The organism is Ruegeria sp. CJ2 (assembly GCF_056536745.1).
Map to the genome: position 1 here is coordinate 59,066 of NZ_JBQFQF010000002.1, position 16,835 is coordinate 75,900.

Annotated in this window: 13 protein-coding genes and 1 tRNA gene; 5 read left to right on the top strand and 9 right to left on the bottom strand. The window is 57.7% G+C overall.

Going from position 1 to position 16,835, the window contains the following annotated elements:
* Positions 1 to 41 precede the first annotated feature (41 nt).
* From nadA to nadC, 3 genes are read left to right on the top strand one after another with little or no spacing between them, the layout of a single operon-like run.
* A complete protein-coding gene (gene nadA / locus ACR0MS_RS02680) occupies positions 42 to 1,094 on the top strand; it encodes a quinolinate synthase NadA (protein WP_480569578.1) in 1,053 nt (350 codons plus the stop codon).
* A gap of 8 nt (positions 1,095 to 1,102) precedes the next feature.
* On the top strand, positions 1,103 to 2,668 hold the full coding sequence (locus ACR0MS_RS02685; protein WP_480569575.1) for an L-aspartate oxidase: 1,566 nt from the start codon (positions 1,103 to 1,105) through the stop codon (positions 2,666 to 2,668).
* Positions 2,665 to 3,513 carry a carboxylating nicotinate-nucleotide diphosphorylase gene (gene nadC, locus ACR0MS_RS02690; protein ID WP_480569572.1) on the top strand — a complete coding sequence of 283 codons (849 nt, stop codon included), beginning with the start codon at positions 2,665 to 2,667 and terminating at the stop codon, positions 3,511 to 3,513. The genes ACR0MS_RS02685 and nadC overlap by 4 nt, the downstream gene beginning before the upstream one ends.
* Before the next feature lie 6 nt (positions 3,514 to 3,519).
* On the opposite strand, the gene ACR0MS_RS02695 is transcribed toward nadC, so the two are convergent.
* From ACR0MS_RS02695 to pyrH, 9 genes are all read right to left on the bottom strand, one after another.
* Positions 3,520 to 3,609: transfer RNA gene (locus ACR0MS_RS02695), tRNA-Ser, on the bottom strand.
* Positions 3,610 to 3,699: 90 nt separating this feature from the next.
* Positions 3,700 to 6,141 carry a DUF3772 domain-containing protein gene (locus tag ACR0MS_RS02700; protein WP_480569569.1) on the bottom strand — a complete coding sequence of 814 codons (2,442 nt, stop codon included), beginning with the start codon at positions 6,139 to 6,141 and terminating at the stop codon, positions 3,700 to 3,702.
* Entirely contained in the window at positions 6,141 to 7,175 is a 1,035-nt protein-coding gene (locus tag ACR0MS_RS02705; protein WP_171123066.1) for a cysteine synthase A, read from the bottom strand. The genes ACR0MS_RS02700 and ACR0MS_RS02705 overlap by 1 nt, the downstream gene beginning before the upstream one ends.
* 69 nt (positions 7,176 to 7,244) lie before the next feature.
* Positions 7,245 to 8,360 carry an NUDIX domain-containing protein gene (locus ACR0MS_RS02710; RefSeq protein WP_480569565.1) on the bottom strand — a complete coding sequence of 372 codons (1,116 nt, stop codon included), beginning with the start codon at positions 8,358 to 8,360 and terminating at the stop codon, positions 7,245 to 7,247.
* A gap of 29 nt (positions 8,361 to 8,389) precedes the next feature.
* Positions 8,390 to 8,830 (bottom strand): TrgA family protein, encoded by a 441-nt coding sequence (locus ACR0MS_RS02715; RefSeq protein ID WP_480569562.1) that lies wholly within the window; start codon positions 8,828 to 8,830, stop codon positions 8,390 to 8,392.
* Positions 8,831 to 8,846: 16 nt separating this feature from the next.
* On the bottom strand, positions 8,847 to 10,055 hold the full coding sequence (locus ACR0MS_RS02720) for a class I SAM-dependent methyltransferase (RefSeq protein ID WP_480569559.1): 1,209 nt from the start codon (positions 10,053 to 10,055) through the stop codon (positions 8,847 to 8,849).
* A 69-nt stretch (positions 10,056 to 10,124) separates the two neighbouring features.
* A complete protein-coding gene (locus ACR0MS_RS02725) occupies positions 10,125 to 11,549 on the bottom strand; it encodes a cryptochrome/photolyase family protein (protein WP_480569556.1) in 1,425 nt (474 codons plus the stop codon).
* A gap of 45 nt (positions 11,550 to 11,594) precedes the next feature.
* Positions 11,595 to 12,821: an aminotransferase class V-fold PLP-dependent enzyme gene (locus ACR0MS_RS02730; protein WP_480569553.1), complete on the bottom strand. Its 1,227-nt coding sequence runs from the start codon at positions 12,819 to 12,821 to the stop codon at positions 11,595 to 11,597.
* A gap of 243 nt (positions 12,822 to 13,064) precedes the next feature.
* Positions 13,065 to 13,817, bottom strand: a complete 753-nt coding sequence (gene pyrH / locus ACR0MS_RS02735; protein WP_480569550.1) for a UMP kinase — start codon at positions 13,815 to 13,817, stop codon at positions 13,065 to 13,067.
* 96 nt (positions 13,818 to 13,913) lie between these two features.
* On the opposite strand from pyrH, the gene miaA reads away from it, so the two are divergent.
* Both miaA and ACR0MS_RS02745 read left to right on the top strand, forming a co-directional pair.
* Positions 13,914 to 14,807, top strand: coding sequence for a tRNA (adenosine(37)-N6)-dimethylallyltransferase MiaA (gene miaA / locus ACR0MS_RS02740; RefSeq protein WP_480569547.1), 894 nt, complete (start codon positions 13,914 to 13,916; stop codon positions 14,805 to 14,807).
* 327 nt (positions 14,808 to 15,134) lie between these two features.
* Complete coding sequence (locus ACR0MS_RS02745) at positions 15,135 to 16,805, top strand: ABC transporter substrate-binding protein (RefSeq protein WP_480569544.1); 1,671 nt, start codon at positions 15,135 to 15,137, stop codon at positions 16,803 to 16,805.
* Positions 16,806 to 16,835: the final 30 nt, after the last annotated feature.

A 16,835-nucleotide genomic window follows, 5' to 3' on the forward strand; every position in this document is an offset into this window, starting at 1 on the left:
TATTCAATGCCGCGAGTGTAAAACAGGCAGATATCAGACCCGTGTTCGACCTACCTGCGCAGCGTGCGCATCTTTCCGAAAAGTATGACCTTAGCCCCTCACCGGAACTGGCAGCCAGCATGGAAGATGTCTATGCGCGCATGTCCCGCGTTGTTTCGCCGATGGATTGGGCGATCTATGCGCCCTATGTCAAGGCGATCAATGATCTGAAAGCCGAACGCAACGCCGTCGTCCTGGGTCATAACTACATGACGCCTGAGATTTACCACGGCATTTCGGATTTCGGCGGTGACAGCCTGCAATTGGCGATCAAAGCAACCGAGGTCGAAGCGGACGTAATCGTGCAATGCGGCGTGCATTTCATGGCCGAGACGTCCAAAATCCTCAGCCCGGACAAGACGGTTCTCATGCCCGATATGGACGCGGGCTGTTCTCTGGCTGAATCCATCACGGCGGACGGCGTAGCCGAAATGCGCCGCCGTTATCCCGGTGCGCCAGTGGTGTCTTACGTCAACACCACAGCCGAGGTCAAAGCAGCCTCGGACATCTGCTGCACATCCTCCAATGCGGCCCAGATCGTTGCGGCGCTGGACAGTGACACGATCATCATGACGCCTGATCAGTATCTGGCGCAGAACGTGGCCCGGGACGTTCCGCAAAAGAACATCGTCTGGTGGGAAGGGTCCTGCATCGTTCACGAACAATACTCGGCCAGCGATCTGCGGGATTTCCGCGAATGGAACCCCGGCACCCGACTGATCGCGCATCCAGAATGTCCCCCGGACGTGGTGGCCGAGGCGGATTTCTCGGGCTCCACCAGCGGCATCATCAAATACGTGACGGATGAAAAACCCGAAAAAGCGTTGCTGATCACCGAATGCTCAATGGCATCAAACATTGCCGATGAATTGCCCGAGGTAGACTTTGTGGGCCCATGCAACATGTGCCCATACATGAAGAAAATCACCCTCGAAAAAGTGCTTTATGCACTGGATACCATGACCGGACAGGTCGAAGTTGACGCAGATGTGGCCGATAAAGCCCGTTTGTCAGTACAGCGGATGATCGACCTTTCGCGCAAACTGGGTATCTGACCGGGCGGATGCAACACGTCAGCACCAAGCGCGTGGTCATCATCGGCGCGGGGCTTGCCGCCGTCTATGCTGCGTTGAAGCTGGCGCCGCGCCCTGTCGTCATGATCTCGCCCGAGCCGCTGGGAACCGGTGCCAGTTCCGCCTGGGCGCAGGGCGGTGTCGCCGCTGCGATGGCCGAAACGGACAGCCCCGAGTCCCACGCCGACGACACAATGCGCGCGGGGGCAGGTTCGGTTCTGCAAGAGGTAGCCGATTTCGTCACGCGCGCCGCTCCAGACCACATTCTGGACCTGTCAGAGCTTGGCACTGGTTTTGACCGAACCAGCGACGGGGCCTTTGTTCAATCCCGAGAGGCGGCACACTCTGCCGCCCGCGTGGTCCGGGTGAAAGGCGATCAGGCGGGCGCAGAAATCATGCGCGCCCTGATTACCGCACTGCGCGCGACGCCGTCGATCCAAGTGATTGAAGGGGTGCAGGCCATCGGCCTGGAAAGTGATGGCCTGCAGGTTCAGGGCGTCTACCTGACCCCAGCGAATGGATCGGATACGCCCCCGATCGCCTTGCACGGGGCGGGCTATGTGTTGGCAACTGGCGGGTCCGCCGGGCTTTATGCCCAAACAACCAACCCTGCCCGCATTAGGGGTCAGGGCGTCGGCATGGCAGCACGTGCTGGGGCCCAAATCGCAGATGCAGAGTTCATTCAGTTCCACCCGACAGCGATCAACGTCGGCGAAGATCCCTGCCCGCTGGCCACAGAAGCCCTGCGCGGCGAGGGTGCAGTATTGATCGACAAGACCGGTCACAGGTTCATGCCGGAACTGCACCCAGATGGAGAGCTCGCGCCTAGGGATATTGTCGCCCGCGCGGTCTTTCTGCAAACCCAGTCCGGCCTGCAACCTGCGCTGGATACGCGGCAAGCTATCGGCGCTGAGATCGCCTCGCATTTTCCTGCGGTGACCGAGGCCTGCCGTCGCAATGGTGTCGATCCTGTTTTGTCGCCCATACCCGTCACGGCCGCAGCGCACTATCATATGGGCGGCGTTGCGGCAGACCTGTCCGGTCGCAGCACCCTCAAGGGGCTTTGGGTTTGCGGCGAAGCAGCCTCGACCGGGCTGCATGGGGCAAACCGGCTCGCGTCAAACGGATTGCTAGAGGCTTTGGTGTTTGCACGCACCTGCGCCCGGGACATCGCAAAGCATGTTCCTTGCACAAAGGCCGAACCGATAGATCTGACCTTTGCAGCCAGTTGCGAAACACCGATCTTGCAAGCCACGGCAGACCTGCGCGGGATCATGACGGATCTGGTCGGCGTCGTTCGCAAGGGAACAGGTTTGCGTCGGGCCTTGATCCGCATTGCTCAGCTCGAAGCCGAAAACCAAAACGCACCGGCATTTCTCAATATGACGGCGACCGCGACGCTGATCGCGGCGGCGGCTTTGATGCGCGAGGAAAGCCGCGGGGCGCATTACCGATCGGATTTTCCGCAGACGCATTCCGGCCCCGGACAACGATCAATGCTGACGCTTGAACAGGCGCTGGCATATCGAGAAAAATTCACAAAGGAAAACGTATGACCGTTCCCGCCCTGCCCGACCTGATCCTAGAACCGATTGTCCGCGCGGCGTTGATGGAGGATTTGGGTTCCAACGGCGACATCACCTCGTTGACGGTCATACCGCCAGAAACAACCTACTCTGCTCGGCTTAACGCGCGTGAAGATGCGGTGGTGTCCGGCATGCAGGTGGCAGAGCTTGCCTTTCGTCTGGTCGACCCTACGCTTGAGATCGTGCGCCACGTGCAAGACGGCCAACGCTGCACCAAGGGAGACACCTTGTTGGAGATACACGGCCGTGCAGCCTCGATCCTGTCTGGTGAACGCGTGGCGTTGAACTTTGCCGGGCGGCTCACGGGGGTGGCCACGGCGACTGCTGCTCTGGTTGCCGAAACCAAGGGCACCAAGGCGCGGATCACCTGCACCCGCAAGACAACGCCGGGCCTGCGGATCGTCGAAAAACAGGCTGTGCTGCATGGCGGTGGGTTTAATCACCGCTTCTCATTGTCCGACGCCATTCTGATCAAGGACAACCACATCGCCGCAGCCGGAGGCGTTCGGGCGGTCCTCGAAGCAACCAAGGCACGTGCGTCCCACATGATGAAGGTCGAAATCGAAGTCGACCATTTGGAGCAACTGGAAGACGTGCTCGAAGTTGGGGGTGCGGATGTCGTCTTGTTGGATAACATGACCCCGGACACCCTGACCAAGGCGGTTTCGATGGTAGACGGGCGGATCATGACCGAAGCTTCGGGCAACGTGACCAAAGAAACCGTGGCCGCGATCGCAGCAACGGGCGTCGACTATATCTCGTCCGGGGCGCTGACGCATTCCTACCGAACAATCGACCTGGGTCTGGATTTCTAGGCTGGGTGGCGGAGAGACAGGGATTCGAACCCTGGAGACGGTTTCCCGCCTACACACTTTCCAGGCGTGCGCCTTCGACCACTCGGCCACCTCTCCGTGGGCGCGATATTTGGACTATCGCTTGGGGATTTGCAAGGCCCGATTATAGCGAAAATTCAACCTTTTCGGATCGGGCTGAAACCGACCTCAGACCTCGTCCCCGTCGCCGTCGGGCATATCAGCCTCGGTCATCTCGATCGGGGAAGACTTGGCTGTGTCGGTCGGGGTGTTCCCCGCCTCATTTGCCGGTTCAGGCGTAGGCGCGGCTGACGATTCCCTAAGCGTCTCCGGATTACGCAGCCAGACATCGCGTTGGGCAAACGGAATCTCGATACCTTCGTCGGCAAAGCGCCGGTTAATCTCGTGATTCATGTCCGATTTTACCGAAAGCACCCAGTTTACATCGCGCAGGATGGCCCGGATTTCAAAATCCAGCGAATCCGCGCCAAACCCTTGGAACACAACGCTGGGTGCTGGGTTGGCCAATACCATTGGGTGGGCATTGGCAACCTCACCCAATATCTTTTCAACCAGCTTGGTATCCGTCCCGTATGCGACGCCAACAGGAACAATGACGCGCCCAATGGTATTGCCGCGCGTATAGTTGGTTACGACGCCGCTGATCAGGTCAGAGTTGGGAACGATCACATCCGTACGATCAAACGTCTCAATCCGCGTAGACCGGACCGAGATGTCGCGCACATAACCCATCATCCCGTTAACGTCGATCCAATCCCCTTTCGAGATCGGGCGCTCGACCAGCAGGATAATCCCCGACACAAAGTTTGAGACAATGGTTTGCAGTCCAAAGCCGATCCCAACGGACAACGCGCCAGCGACAATCGCCAGCGAGGACAAGTCGAACCCGGCAACCATGATGGCGATCAGTGCGGCCAGAAAAATGCCGACATACCCTGTGCCCGAGACAATCGCGTTCTGACCGCCGGGATCAATGCTTGTCTTGGGCAACAAAGAGTTCCGCAAACCGCCTTGCAGCATACGGGTCAGGCCATACCCGATCAGGAACACGATCACGAACACAAAGAAGTTGCTGGGCGATATCGTCACCCCGCCGATATCGAACCCCAAAAGCAGGCGCGACCATGCTTCAAGCAGATCGGTCTGACGCGCGCCCCAGTACAGCGCAAGGATCGGCAAGGCAAAAATGGCCAGAGCGAAACCGACCAGTACCGAAAACAGCGAGTCCCAGACGGCTTCGCCCTGCCCCGTAATCCAGCCATAAACCTGTGTGATAAAGCGCTGAAAGATCACCAGCGCGGCAATCAGGACCAGCGTTTTGACGGCTGGAAAGACGATAGCCTCGGCCGCATTCGTATACCCGAAGACGGCCAGAACAGGTGTCGCAATACCGAGAAGCAACAAGGCGCGACGCAGGAATTCGACCAATTGGCTAAAGCCCGCTGCCCGGCCCGTACTTGTGGCTTCGGCTTCATCCAGTTGCCCGTCATTGGTGCGGACATGGCGCACACGCAGCAGCAGCAAAGCCGTGGCCACAATGACAGGAAAGCTCACCACTGCACGCGTGGAATCCGAGATATTTTCGATCTGTTCGAACAGGATGGCCAGCTCGTGAAGGATGAGCATCAAGGCCAGCAAATCAATATAGACACGAAGTTCTTTGATCTCGGCGGCGGACAGGCGCTTGAACCCTCTGGCCTGCCCCATCAGGTATACTTGCCGCCCGATCCAGTCATAAAAGAAGATAATTCCGGCCCAGTATGGCACTTCCTCAAGCAGCAACGTGCCCCGTACACCCAACACCCCGGTCAGGTTAATTGCGACAACTGCGGCCAGAACGCCCAACCACGGAAGGATGATCCGCAACAGGGATATCACGAAGGTCCAGACACCGGTGCCAGAGCCCCCCAACATCCGCAGGTAATCTCCGCCCTTCTCGGACCAGTGCCGTCCAAAGACCAGCAGCACCGCCGAGATGACCAACAGCACAAAAATCCCCAACCCGCGCTCTCGCATTTGCTCGCGCGCGACGTCGGTTCTCAGGTTTTCGGTTATTTCATTGATCAGACCACGGGCGGCTTCTTTCACATCCACCCATGCAGGTGACCAATATGACGGGTTGAGCGGCGATGGGCCACGTTCCAACAGCTCTTTGGTCTGACGGTGCCGGATGATCTGGTCTATTTCACTGATCAGCCCGTTGGCCCTGCTATACGCCTCTTCGGATATAATGCGCGGGACCCGAAGGCTGTTGAGTTGTTCTTCCAGATGCTTGCGGATTGTCGCGATGTCTTCGGGTTCTGCGGCGTCCCCTTCGGGTTCCGGACCCAAGGCCTTGAGCTGACTTTCCAGCGTTTGGATACGCTCTGTATTCGCGCTACGCGCGCGATTGAAGTCGTCTCGGTACTCATTGATTTCGGAACGCAAGTTTTCCAACGCGGCATTCGAAGCACGGTTCGCTTCAATTACCGCTTCGGCCCGGTCCGCCGTGCTGATCCACCCCTGATAATACTCGCTTTGTCGATCCGTAAGCTGGGCGGCGACAGGGCCGCCCAAAACGGCAAAGCAAACCGATACTAAGGCGAGGAACAGGCGGACCTGCCGCAGCATCATACGTCCTCGAACACGCCGGGAATGCTGCGGGGCGCTTCGGTCATCCAATCAGGCACCGGCAATTCCTTTTCACGCAGGAATTCCGGGTTGAACAGTTTGGACTGATAGCGCGTGCCATAGTCACACAGGATGGTGACAATGGTATGTCCCGGCCCCAGATCCTTGGCCAGTCGCACGGCGCCAGCCATGTTGATCGCGGTCGAACCGCCCATGACCAGACCTTCCTCGCGCAGCAGATTAAAGATGTAGGGCAGCGCCTCGTTATCCGTCATCTGATAGGCGTAGTCCGGCTTGAACCCCTCAAGGTTCTTGGTGATGCGCACCTGACCGATCCCTTCGGCGATCGAGCTACCCTCCATCGCGATTTCACCGGTGGTGTAATAGGAATAAAGCCCCGCACCCATCGGATCGACCAGGCCGATCTTGACCCCCTTGGGCTGCAAAGCATCCGCGACGCCCGCCAATGTCCCGCCGGAACCCACGGCGCTTACAAAACCATCTACCTTGCCGCCGGTTTGCTCCCAGATTTCGGGGCCAGTGGTTTCCACATGCGCCTGACGGTTTGCCACGTTGTCGAACTGGTTGGCCCAGATCGCTCCATTGGGTTCGGTCTGCGCAAGTTCCTCGGCCAGTCGGCGCGAGTAATGCACAAAGTTATTGGGGTTGCGATAAGGCGCGGCGGGAACCTGAACCAGTTGCGCCCCGGCAAGCCGCAGCATGTCCTTCTTTTCTTCGGACTGGGTTTCCGGGATCACGATCACGGTCTTGAACCCCATCGACGCCCCAACCAGCGCAAGGCCGATTCCGGTATTGCCTGCGGTGCCCTCGACAATGGTTCCGCCGGGCTTCAACTCACCGCGCGCGATGGCGTCCTTGATGATATAAAGGGCCGCGCGGTCCTTGACCGATTGGCCGGGGTTCATGAACTCGGCCTTGCCAAGGATTTCACACCCGGTTTCTTCGCTGATGCGTTTCAGCCGGATCAACGGCGTTTTTCCTACTGCGTCAGCAAGGTCTCGTGCAATGCGCATGGCACCCTCTTTTCTTTACATATCAACGAAGATTTACAGTCGACGCGCGACAACCACAAGCCGCGATAGCTATGCCCGCAAACGGTTCCTGTGCCGCGCCAGCCAGTTGGCCAGCGCCAACAGGGGTAAGTCCTTGAACGCGTTACCGTCCACACGGTCCATAAATTCGATAAAAGGCAGGATTTGAGTGCGAATATCCTCACCTTCCGACGCAACCCCACCGTTTTCAACCGTCTTCGTCAGATCGGCCAGCCCGACGTAAAGATGAATATACTCGGTCGATGACCCGCTCGACGAATAGGCCCCGCCTACGTATTCTAGGCTGGTCAGGCTGACCTGCGCCTCTTCAAGCACTTCTCGCCGGGCCGCCAGTTCGGGGGATTCTCCGGGGTCGATCATTCCCGCCACCGGCTCCCACATCCAGGGTTCGGGATCGTCGATGAGGTAAACCGGCGCCCGGAATTGTTCCACCAGCAAGACCGTGTCCCGCGCAGGATCATAAGGCAACACCACAACCGCGCTGCCCTGCTTCAGCGCGCTCCGATTCAGGACCGGCCCCATTGTCCCATCATGCTGGCGGTGCTGAACCCGAATTTCGTCCATGCCGAAATAGCTGAGATAAGCCCGCTCGTGCTGATGCAGAACGACATCCGTCTTAACGTCGCGAAGATCACCGGTTTGTCGACGCCGCGCAGCCAGTCGCGCCCAAGCCCGCGTGCGGATCGACGGAAAGCTGCGGGAAATAGCGCCTGCATCCATCCGACCGTAAAAGCTCATCACCTCTTGCGCTGCGGCGATGGACAGTTCCCCCCACTGATCGGTCCAGCCCTGCAGGGACCACCTTTCGCCGGGAACCCATAGATCGGGTTCGGGGAAGAAAATGCTGGCCTGCGTTTTTGAGCCGTCTTCCAGATTGATCGTTCGGGGGCTGAGGTCATAGTCGAACCCGCCTTCATAAAACACCAGACGCCTCAGGTCTTCCGGACCCAGCCCCCGCACCAGCAGACCACCCGCATAGGAGGATTTTTCTTCGACAATCGTCGGGAACGGGTGCCCGTCGACGCCATAAACCGCGTGCCCCGGCAAGGTGGCCTGCGTTATCTCAAGCTGGGACAATGGACGCCCCAGCACCAATTCCAACAATGGCAGGTATCTGAGCGTTCCGTAGAAGAAGAGATTGGACAAAGAAAGAATTCTCGTGTGCAGGCAGTAGGTTAGCGCCAGCGGCGGCTGGCTTCTTCTGTAGCAAGACCTGCCACCAACGCCCCGATAGCCAAGGTCAACAGGATTTCAGGGGTCAAAAGCAACTGGCCATATTCAATGCCGATCTGGAAAATCGCAAGCAGGGCCTCAAATGGGCCATTGTACCGGTGACGCATCGCCAAGCTGAACATTTCGTAACAGCCCTGAATGAACAGCCCCCAGAAAACCAAGGTGGCAATCCCCGTGAGGCCGTTATTGATCGCCGCGGTCCACCCCTTGCCCGCGCGCTTGCCCATGACAGTCCAGCCACAAACGACGCCCAAGACCATGTTTACAAAGGTGAAAGCGCCGTAATCCTTGCCCTCTTCCCCATTCTCAATGATCATGCTCGACACGAGGAATGCCACCACCAAAAGACAGACGGCGGCAATAAGACGTGAGGCACTGGGCATTGGGCAGATCCGTTCACTACGCTGGTTTTGCTACGGTAATCTGTGTCACATCGCAATTGCCAGTGTCAAAGGCTGCGCCGCAGGCGGTCAAATAATAATTCCACATGCGGCGAAAACGCTCATCAAATCCCAGTTCGGAAATGACGTCCCATTTATCGTTGAACGTCTCGTACCAGCGTCGCAGAGTCAGATCGTAACTTTTGCCGAACTCCTTTGATGTTACGACATTCAGCCCGGCTTGGGTGACCTGCTCTTTCAACACAGACGGCGCTGGAAGCATTCCGCCCGGAAAGATATATTTCTGAATGAAATCAACGCCGTTACGGTAAACATCCCATCTGTGATCCGCGACGGTTATTATCTGTAACGTCGCCTGCGCCCCGGGCTTCAGACGCTCTCGCACCGTCTCAAAATACACAGGCCAGTATTTTTGCCCAACCGCTTCGAACATCTCAATCGACGCGATGCCGTCATACTGGCCCCGCTCGTCACGATAGTCCTGCAGCTTGAACTCAACCAAGTCGGAAAGACCTGCATTTTCAATTCTCTGCCGGGCAAACCTCAACTGTTCTTCGCTGATCGTCAACCCTGTGACCCGCAAGCCACGCTCCTTCGCGGCGTATTCTGCGAACCCACCCCAGCCGCAACCAATTTCAAGAATATGATCCCCCGGCTTTGCGCCCATTTCATCGACCAAACTGGCGTATTTTGCCGTTTGTGCATTTTCGAGACTTTCCTGCCCCGTCTCAAACAATGCGCTGGAATAGGTCATCGTATCATCCAGCCACAAGGCATAGAAATCATTACCTAAATCATAGTGATACGAGATGTTCTTTTTCGCCTGTTTCCGACTGTTGCCGTGCAACCAGAACCGCAGACGTTCATAGGCCTGAACGAGAAACTTACCGGTAAAGTCGTCATACACGGTCTCGGTACCCAAATGCACGAGATCCATGAAAGACCGCAGGTCCGGGGTACTCCAGTCTCCTTCCAGATAGGCGTCGGAAAAGCCCAGCTCACCTTCGCGGATCAGGCGTGCGAAAACGTCGGGGTTGTGAATATCCACCCGCGCGACCGGTCCGGGCTTGGCACCTTCCGAGCGAAAGATGCGACCATCCGGCAGAGCGATATCCAATCGCCCGGACTCCATCTTGTTCAGCATCTTCAGAACTTGCGCGAAATATCTCGGCAGGCCCTTTTGTCCCTCTGTCGTCGTATGGATCATCCGCTTTCCCCTGTGCGGTTGTTGTTTCAGGCTAGGATGAGATTGTGTTTCTGGCAAGTTTTCAGTTCCTTACTGGTTTATTCGGCCCTCGTACGCCGCAAGCGCTCGTGCGCGACCGACGGGTAATTCAACGATTGGGTCGGGATACAACTCCGTCTCCGCCAGGCCCCATGAACGTGGAACAGCGTCAAAATACGTACGTGCCGTTGCGGGCGGGTTTGATTGCCCTTCGGCGATCCATTTGCGCACATAATCCCCGTTGGGATCGAATTTCTCTTGCTGGGTCAGCGGGTTGAAAATCCGAAAAAACGGCGAAGCATCAGGGCCCGAGCCTGCGACCCACTGCCAGCCCATCGCGTTACACGCCGGATCCCAGTCGATCAGGCAGTCCTCAAACCACCGCATCCCAATTTTCCAGTGCGTCATCAGATGCTTGGTCAAGTAACTGGCTGTGATCATGCGCGACCGATTGTGCATCCGACCGGTCACGTACATCTGGCGCATCGCGGCATCCACCACTGGAATTCCGGTTCTGGCCGTTTGCCATGCAACCACTTCGGGACGAGTGACGTCCGTATTCCACGAAAACGCCTCCCACTCTGGCCTCCAGTTATCCGTTAACAGGTGGGGCGTATGAAACATCAGGTGGTACGCGAACTCTCGCCACGCAAGCTGGCGCAAGAAGGCATCGGTCTCTGACACGCCGGTCAACGCCGCGTTTTGAACCGAATGCCATACGGTGCGCGGACTGATTTCCCCCAAAGACAGGTATTCGGACAGATTGGACGTTGCATCACGATCCAGCCGGTCCCTGTTTTCGGAGTAACACGAAATCCGATCCAAAAAGCCGTGCAGCGCTTTGCTCGCAGCCACTTCGCCTGCCCGCACATATGGGGCCACGATTGCCGCCCCCCGGTTCATGCCCGAAGCCAGGTTCCACTCTGACAAGTCGTCGGAATTCGGCCAAATCTGCGGTCCGGTCAGTGTTGTAGGGGCAGGCTCGGGAAACGCGACATCCCGGCCTTTTATTGCCTTCCACATTGGCGTGAAAACGCGAAACGGCTGACCGGATTTGGTTGCTACGGTCCAGGGCTCGAACAAGAGGTGACCCGCGAAGGATCTCGCCTTAACGCCCTGCTCAGACAACCACGACTTTATTTCGGTATCCCGTGCAATCGCATCGGGATCGTATGCCCTAGACCAGTATACAGCCGTTGCTCCAGTCTGCGCGACGAGGTCTTCAAGAACAGCAAGCGCACGCCCGCGACGCAGAACCAAACGACTACCCAGATTGTTCAGTGCCCGCGCCAGAGCATCCACGCTCAATCCCAAACGCCATTTCGGTGCAGACCCAAGCGCTTCGGCCTGATCATCCAGAATAAACAGTGGAATAACCGGTCGCCCGGACGCAGCAGCTTCGGTCAGCGCGGGATGGTCCGACAGGCGCAAGTCCCGTCGGAACCAAACAATAATCGGTGGCCGCTCGTTTTCCATTTTCGCCCTGTTTTCTTCGATCTACGAAACAGAGCGGAAACTGGATCACAAAACGGCGTCAAGTGCATTCAATAATTGATCAATTTCCTGCTGAGAGGTGTAGTGCGTAAAGCTGACCCGCAGCACGCCTTGGGTCAGATCGACCCCCATCGCCTGCAACGGACGCACGGCGTAGAAGTCGCCGCCACCGGCCATGATGCCATAATCCACGAGATCAGCCGCGACCTGCTCGGCGTTGCGCGTGAGGGCCATCGCAACTGTCGGGGCACGTTTGCTTGCATCCGACGTTCCAATCAGCCGAATGGCGTTGCGATCCTTGACTGCGTCCAGAACCGGCTGAAGCAAGGCCACTTCTTGCGCGCGCATAAGGTCGTGAACAAAGGCACCGCGTTCCGTGGCGTCGCCGTCCGGCCCGTTGTGATGGTCACACAGAAGGTCGACGTAATCCGCCATACCTGCGCTCGCCGCGATTTGCGCGTGGTCAGGACCGGCAGGTGTAAAGCGTTTATACAGCGCATCCGCGTTGAAATAATGCGCCTGGTTGGGCAGCAGGTCCCCCAAAGATCGCCGGACAACCATGCAGCCCTGGTGCGGCCCATAGGTCTTGTAGGCGGAAAACAGATAGATATCCGGCCCAAGGTCCCCAACATTGGGAAACCCGTGCGGTGCATATGAAACGCCGTCAACGCAGACGAAAGCGCCCGCCGCATGCGCGATGGCGGTGATTTCGGTAACCGGGTTAATCTCTCCGATCACGTTCGAGCAGTGCGGGAAACAGACAAGACGCACCTTTTCGTCCAGCAGGTGTTCAAGATCGTGCGGGTTCAGGGACCCGGTCTCGGGGTCGATCTGCCATTCACGGATTTCGATGCCGTCATCCTCAAGCCGCCGCCAAGGGCCCGAGTTCGCTTCGTGATCCTGATTGGTCACAACAATCGCCTCGCCGGGCTTCATCCATTGGCGGAATGCCTGCGCCATAACATAAGTGTTCTGAGTTGTTGACGGGCCAAAGCTCAGCTCATCCGTTTCAACGCCCAAAATAGCGGCCATCCGGCTGCGGGCCTCGTCCATTTCCTCACCCGCCAAACGGCTGGCCTCATAGGGGCCATAAGGTTGAACCTTGCGCTTGGTATAATAACGGGTCAGCCGGTCGAGAACCGGTTTGCAGGTGTAAGAACCGCCCGCATTCTCAAAAAACGCCTGCCCTTGCAGGCTGGGTTCGGAAAACGCGGGGAACTGTGACCGAACAAAATTGATATCCAGAGTGCTCATGGCACGGGCCTCCTTGATCATGCGCATAAATCCATGAGGAGCCCGCGCATGATTTCGGTCCCCTCGAAAATCATGGCAGGTCTTCCAGCCCAGCCTGTGCCTTCGAAACACCGGCAGCCCTTGCGGATCACAAGGACGGGGCCAAATTGCCCAGAACAGCATTTGTCGTCAAGCGGGCCTGCAATCACGACACATAAAAAAGCCGGGCGTTTAAGCCCGGCTTTGCGACGTGAATTGGGTTATTTAACCCTGAACCTTGGTGTAAGTCCCCTCGCCCGCGAGAATACCGCGGAAGCCGCCCGGTTCATCCAGACCAAAAACGATCAGCGGCAGGTTGTTGTCTCGCGCAAGCGCAATGGCCGATGCATCCATCACCCGCAGTCGCTTGGCCAGCACATCGTCATAGGTCACCGTATCATAGCGCACGGCATCGGCGTGTTCTTTAGGGTCTTTGTCATACACGCCATCAACACCGTTTTTACCCATGAAGATCGCCTCGCACGCCATTTCATTGGCCCGCAGCGTCGCGGCAGTGTCCGTGGTGAAGTACGGGTTTCCGGTCCCGGCGGCGAAAATGCAAACCCGCTTTTTCTCAAGGTGGCGAACGGCGCGGCGGCGGATATAGGGTTCACAGACCTCGTCCATCCGAATGGCCGAGATAACGCGGGTAAATACGCCGACTTCTTCCAAGGCGGACTGCATCCCAAGCGCGTTCATCACGGTCGCCAGCATTCCCATGTAATCAGCGGTCGTGCGCTCCATCCCCTGTGCCGAACCGCTTAGGCCACGGAAAATGTTGCCGCCGCCAATGACCATGCAGATTTCAACGCCCAGATCGTGAACGGATTTCACCTCTTGCGCGATGCGCTGAACGGTTGGCGGATGCAGGCCAAAGCCCTGATCCCCCATAAGCGCTTCTCCGGATATTTTCAGCATCACGCGCTTGTACTTTGTTTTCGGGGGTTCAACGGTGTCGGTTGTCGGGGAAAGGCTCATGTTGCGCTCCGGGCTGGCACGGGTTTAATTCCGGCGCAAAATGAAGCAAAACCTCGGCAGGTTCAATGCGGATGGTAAGGAATGAGGCGTGCCGGGATGACCAGTGCAAAAACTCTGCAGATTTTGGATCGCCTGCCCAGAATTTCGGATGGTGTTCCGGTGCTGATCGCTGGCCCGACGGCGTCTGGAAAATCCGCATTGGCCTTAGAGATCGCTGAACGGTTCGGCGGCGCCATCGTCAATGCAGATGCCAGTCAGGTATATGACTGTTGGCGCGTGATTTCGGCCCGCCCTTCGGCCGAAGAAGAAGCACGCGCACCGCACGTTTTATACGGCCATGTCCGGTATGATCAGGAGTATTCAACGGGCCACTGGCTGCGCGACATCAAACCGATATTGGCAGGAGGTCAACGCCCGATCATCGTGGGCGGGACCGGGCTGTATTTCTCGGCCCTCACCGAAGGTATGGCGGATATTCCTGCCACCCCTGCCGACGTCCGGGCCGAGGCAGACGCTCTGGACCTGACCACCCTTATGGATGGGGTCGATGCCGAAACTCTGGCGGGCATCGACACACAAAACCGCGCCCGTGTTCAACGTGCCTGGGAGGTGCAACGGTCCACGGGCCGAAGCCTGCGCGACTGGCAGGCCGATACACCGCCCCCGATACTGCGGTTACAAGACACCGTGCCCATAGTTTTTGACGTGGACAAACAATGGCTTCTGGACAGGATCACGCGCCGTTTTGACATGATGCTTAACACTGGCGCCCTTGAGGAAGTGGAAGCCATGCGCGACAGGTACGATCCCGCGCTTCCTGCCTGTAAAGCCATCGGCGTACCCGAACTTGTGGCTTACCTTGATGGTCACATGTCGTTGGAAGACGCCCGTGAGCGCGCGACAATATCGACCCGGCAGTTTGCCAAGCGCCAGCGGACATGGTTCCGCGCACGGATGAAATCCTGGAATCGGGTAGATTTCTCAAAGTGATACCTTACGCGGGAAAGTCTCTGGCACCTGCAATTTCACCACGAGCGCAAATTCCCACGAATCCCTGATTCCGACGCAGGCAAAAGGACGGACCGAGGCGCGTTCGCCGGGCGGTGTTGCCGATAATCTCATACCGCCGATGTCGCTTTTGTGCCTCGAATGACGATTTCGAACATTGACCTGATTTAAAATCTGGTGCCGAATGTCGTCATGGGGATGGTCAAAATTCGAAAAACACGAACCCGAGAACCTGCTGCCCGACTTGTTCGGGTCTGAGCTGTTCGTAACTTTACCGACAAAAAATCTATGTCACAGGGAGAGACATAAATGGAAAACCAAACAATCACCGGAGCACCGATGCACTGGGCTGCAGAAATGCATGCGCAAGAGTATCGGGACGGTAAGCTTAGCCGACGCGAATTCATGGCGCGCGCAACAGCGTTGGGCGTCGCGGTGCCAGCCGCATATGGCATGATCGGTCTGCAATCACCCGCAGCCGCTCAGGAACCTCAGCGTGGCGGCACCATTCGCTATCAGATGGAAGTCCGCGCCCTGAAAGACCCGCGCACCTATGACTGGACACAGATCGCCACCTTCACCGCAGGCTGGCTGGAGTATCTGGTCGAGTACAACAATGACGGCTCATTCAAGCCCATGCTGCTGGAAAGCTGGGAAGCAAATGATGACGCGACCGAGTACACTCTGAACGTCCGCAAGGGCGTCAAGTGGAACAACGGTGACGACTTCACCGCCGAAGACGTCGCGCGCAACATCGAAGGCTGGTGTGACGCAGGGCTCGAGGGCAACTCGATGGCGTCACGTATGGCGTCGCTTGTGGATGAGAGCACTCAGAAAGCCGCTGATGGTGCCATCACAGTTGTCGATTCTCATACCGTAAAGCTGAAGTGCAGCGCCCCGGACATCACCATCATTCCGGGCATGGCCGACTATCCGGGTGCAATCGTCCACAGCAGCTTTGACGCAAACAACATTCTGGCCAACCCGGTCGGCACCGGCTTCATGATCCCCGAAAGCCACGAAGTTGGAGTCAAAGGCGTTCTTGTACGCAACGAAGGTTTCGAATGGTGGGGCTATGAGGCCGGCAAAGGCGGCTATATCGACCGGATCGAGTTCATCGACTACGGCACCGACCCTGCGGCATTCCTGGCTGCTTATGAGGCCGAAGAGATCGACATGAACTGGGAGTCGGTCGGCGAGTTTGTCGATATCTTTGACAGCATCGGCCTTGTGCGTTCTGAAATCCCGTCGGGCTTTACCATCGTCATTCGCCCCAACCAGCTGGCCGAAGATGAGAATGGCAACAAGATCTATGGCGACAAGCGTGTCCGTCAGGCTCTGGCCATGGCGGTCGATAACGAAATCTGTCTTGAGCTTGGTATGTCAGGTTACGGCATTCCCGCAGACAACTGCCACGTCGGTCCGATGCACCCTGAATATGACTCGGCCGTAACCCGCATCCCCTATGATCCAGCCGCGGCAAAAGCGCTGATGGATGAAGCGGGAATGGGCGACTTCGAGCATGAAGTTCAGTCCATCGACGATGACTGGCGTCGCAACACAACTGCGGCTGTCGTCGCACAGCTGAACGATGCGGGCATCAAGGCCAAGCACACGATCCTGCCTGGCTCGACCTTCTGGAACGACTGGACCAAGTACCCCTACTCGTCGACCAACTGGAACCACCGTCCGCTGGGCACACAGGTTCTGGCGCTGGCCTACAAGTCTGGGGTGGCCTGGAACGAATCCGGCTTTGCCAATGACGAGTTCGATACGCTGCTGGCCGAAGCGAACTCGATCGCGGACGTCGACAAGCGCCGCGAGGTGATGGCCAAGCTGCAGGCGATCATGATCGACGAAGGCGTCGTCATCCAGCCATATTGGAGGACCGCAATGCGCCACCACCGTGACAACATGGTGGGTGTCGAAAAGCACATCGCGGACCTGCCGCAACTGTATAAGTTCGGCATCGTTTCCTAAGCCAAAAAACACAAGGCCGCGCCCGTTGGG

Bases quoted from the DNA above. Each gene is read 5' to 3' on its own strand.
- nadC (WP_480569572.1), top strand. From the start codon at position 2,665: ATGACCGTTCCCGCCCTGCCCGACCTGATCCTAGAACCGATTGTCCGC.
- ACR0MS_RS02725 (WP_480569556.1), bottom strand. From the start codon at position 11,549: ATGGAAAACGAGCGGCCACCGATTATTGTTTGGTTCCGACGGGACTTG.
- miaA (WP_480569547.1), top strand. From the start codon at position 13,914: ATGACCAGTGCAAAAACTCTGCAGATTTTGGATCGCCTGCCCAGAATT.
- ACR0MS_RS02720 (WP_480569559.1), bottom strand. From the start codon at position 10,055: ATGATCCATACGACGACAGAGGGACAAAAGGGCCTGCCGAGATATTTC.
- ACR0MS_RS02715 (WP_480569562.1), bottom strand. From the start codon at position 8,830: ATGCCCAGTGCCTCACGTCTTATTGCCGCCGTCTGTCTTTTGGTGGTG.
- ACR0MS_RS02745 (WP_480569544.1), top strand. From the start codon at position 15,135: ATGGAAAACCAAACAATCACCGGAGCACCGATGCACTGGGCTGCAGAA.
- ACR0MS_RS02685 (WP_480569575.1), top strand. From the start codon at position 1,103: ATGCAACACGTCAGCACCAAGCGCGTGGTCATCATCGGCGCGGGGCTT.
- ACR0MS_RS02730 (WP_480569553.1), bottom strand. From the start codon at position 12,821: ATGAGCACTCTGGATATCAATTTTGTTCGGTCACAGTTCCCCGCGTTT.
- pyrH (WP_480569550.1), bottom strand. From the start codon at position 13,817: ATGAGCCTTTCCCCGACAACCGACACCGTTGAACCCCCGAAAACAAAG.
- ACR0MS_RS02700 (WP_480569569.1), bottom strand. From the start codon at position 6,141: ATGCTGCGGCAGGTCCGCCTGTTCCTCGCCTTAGTATCGGTTTGCTTT.
- ACR0MS_RS02705 (WP_171123066.1), bottom strand. From the start codon at position 7,175: ATGCGCATTGCACGAGACCTTGCTGACGCAGTAGGAAAAACGCCGTTG.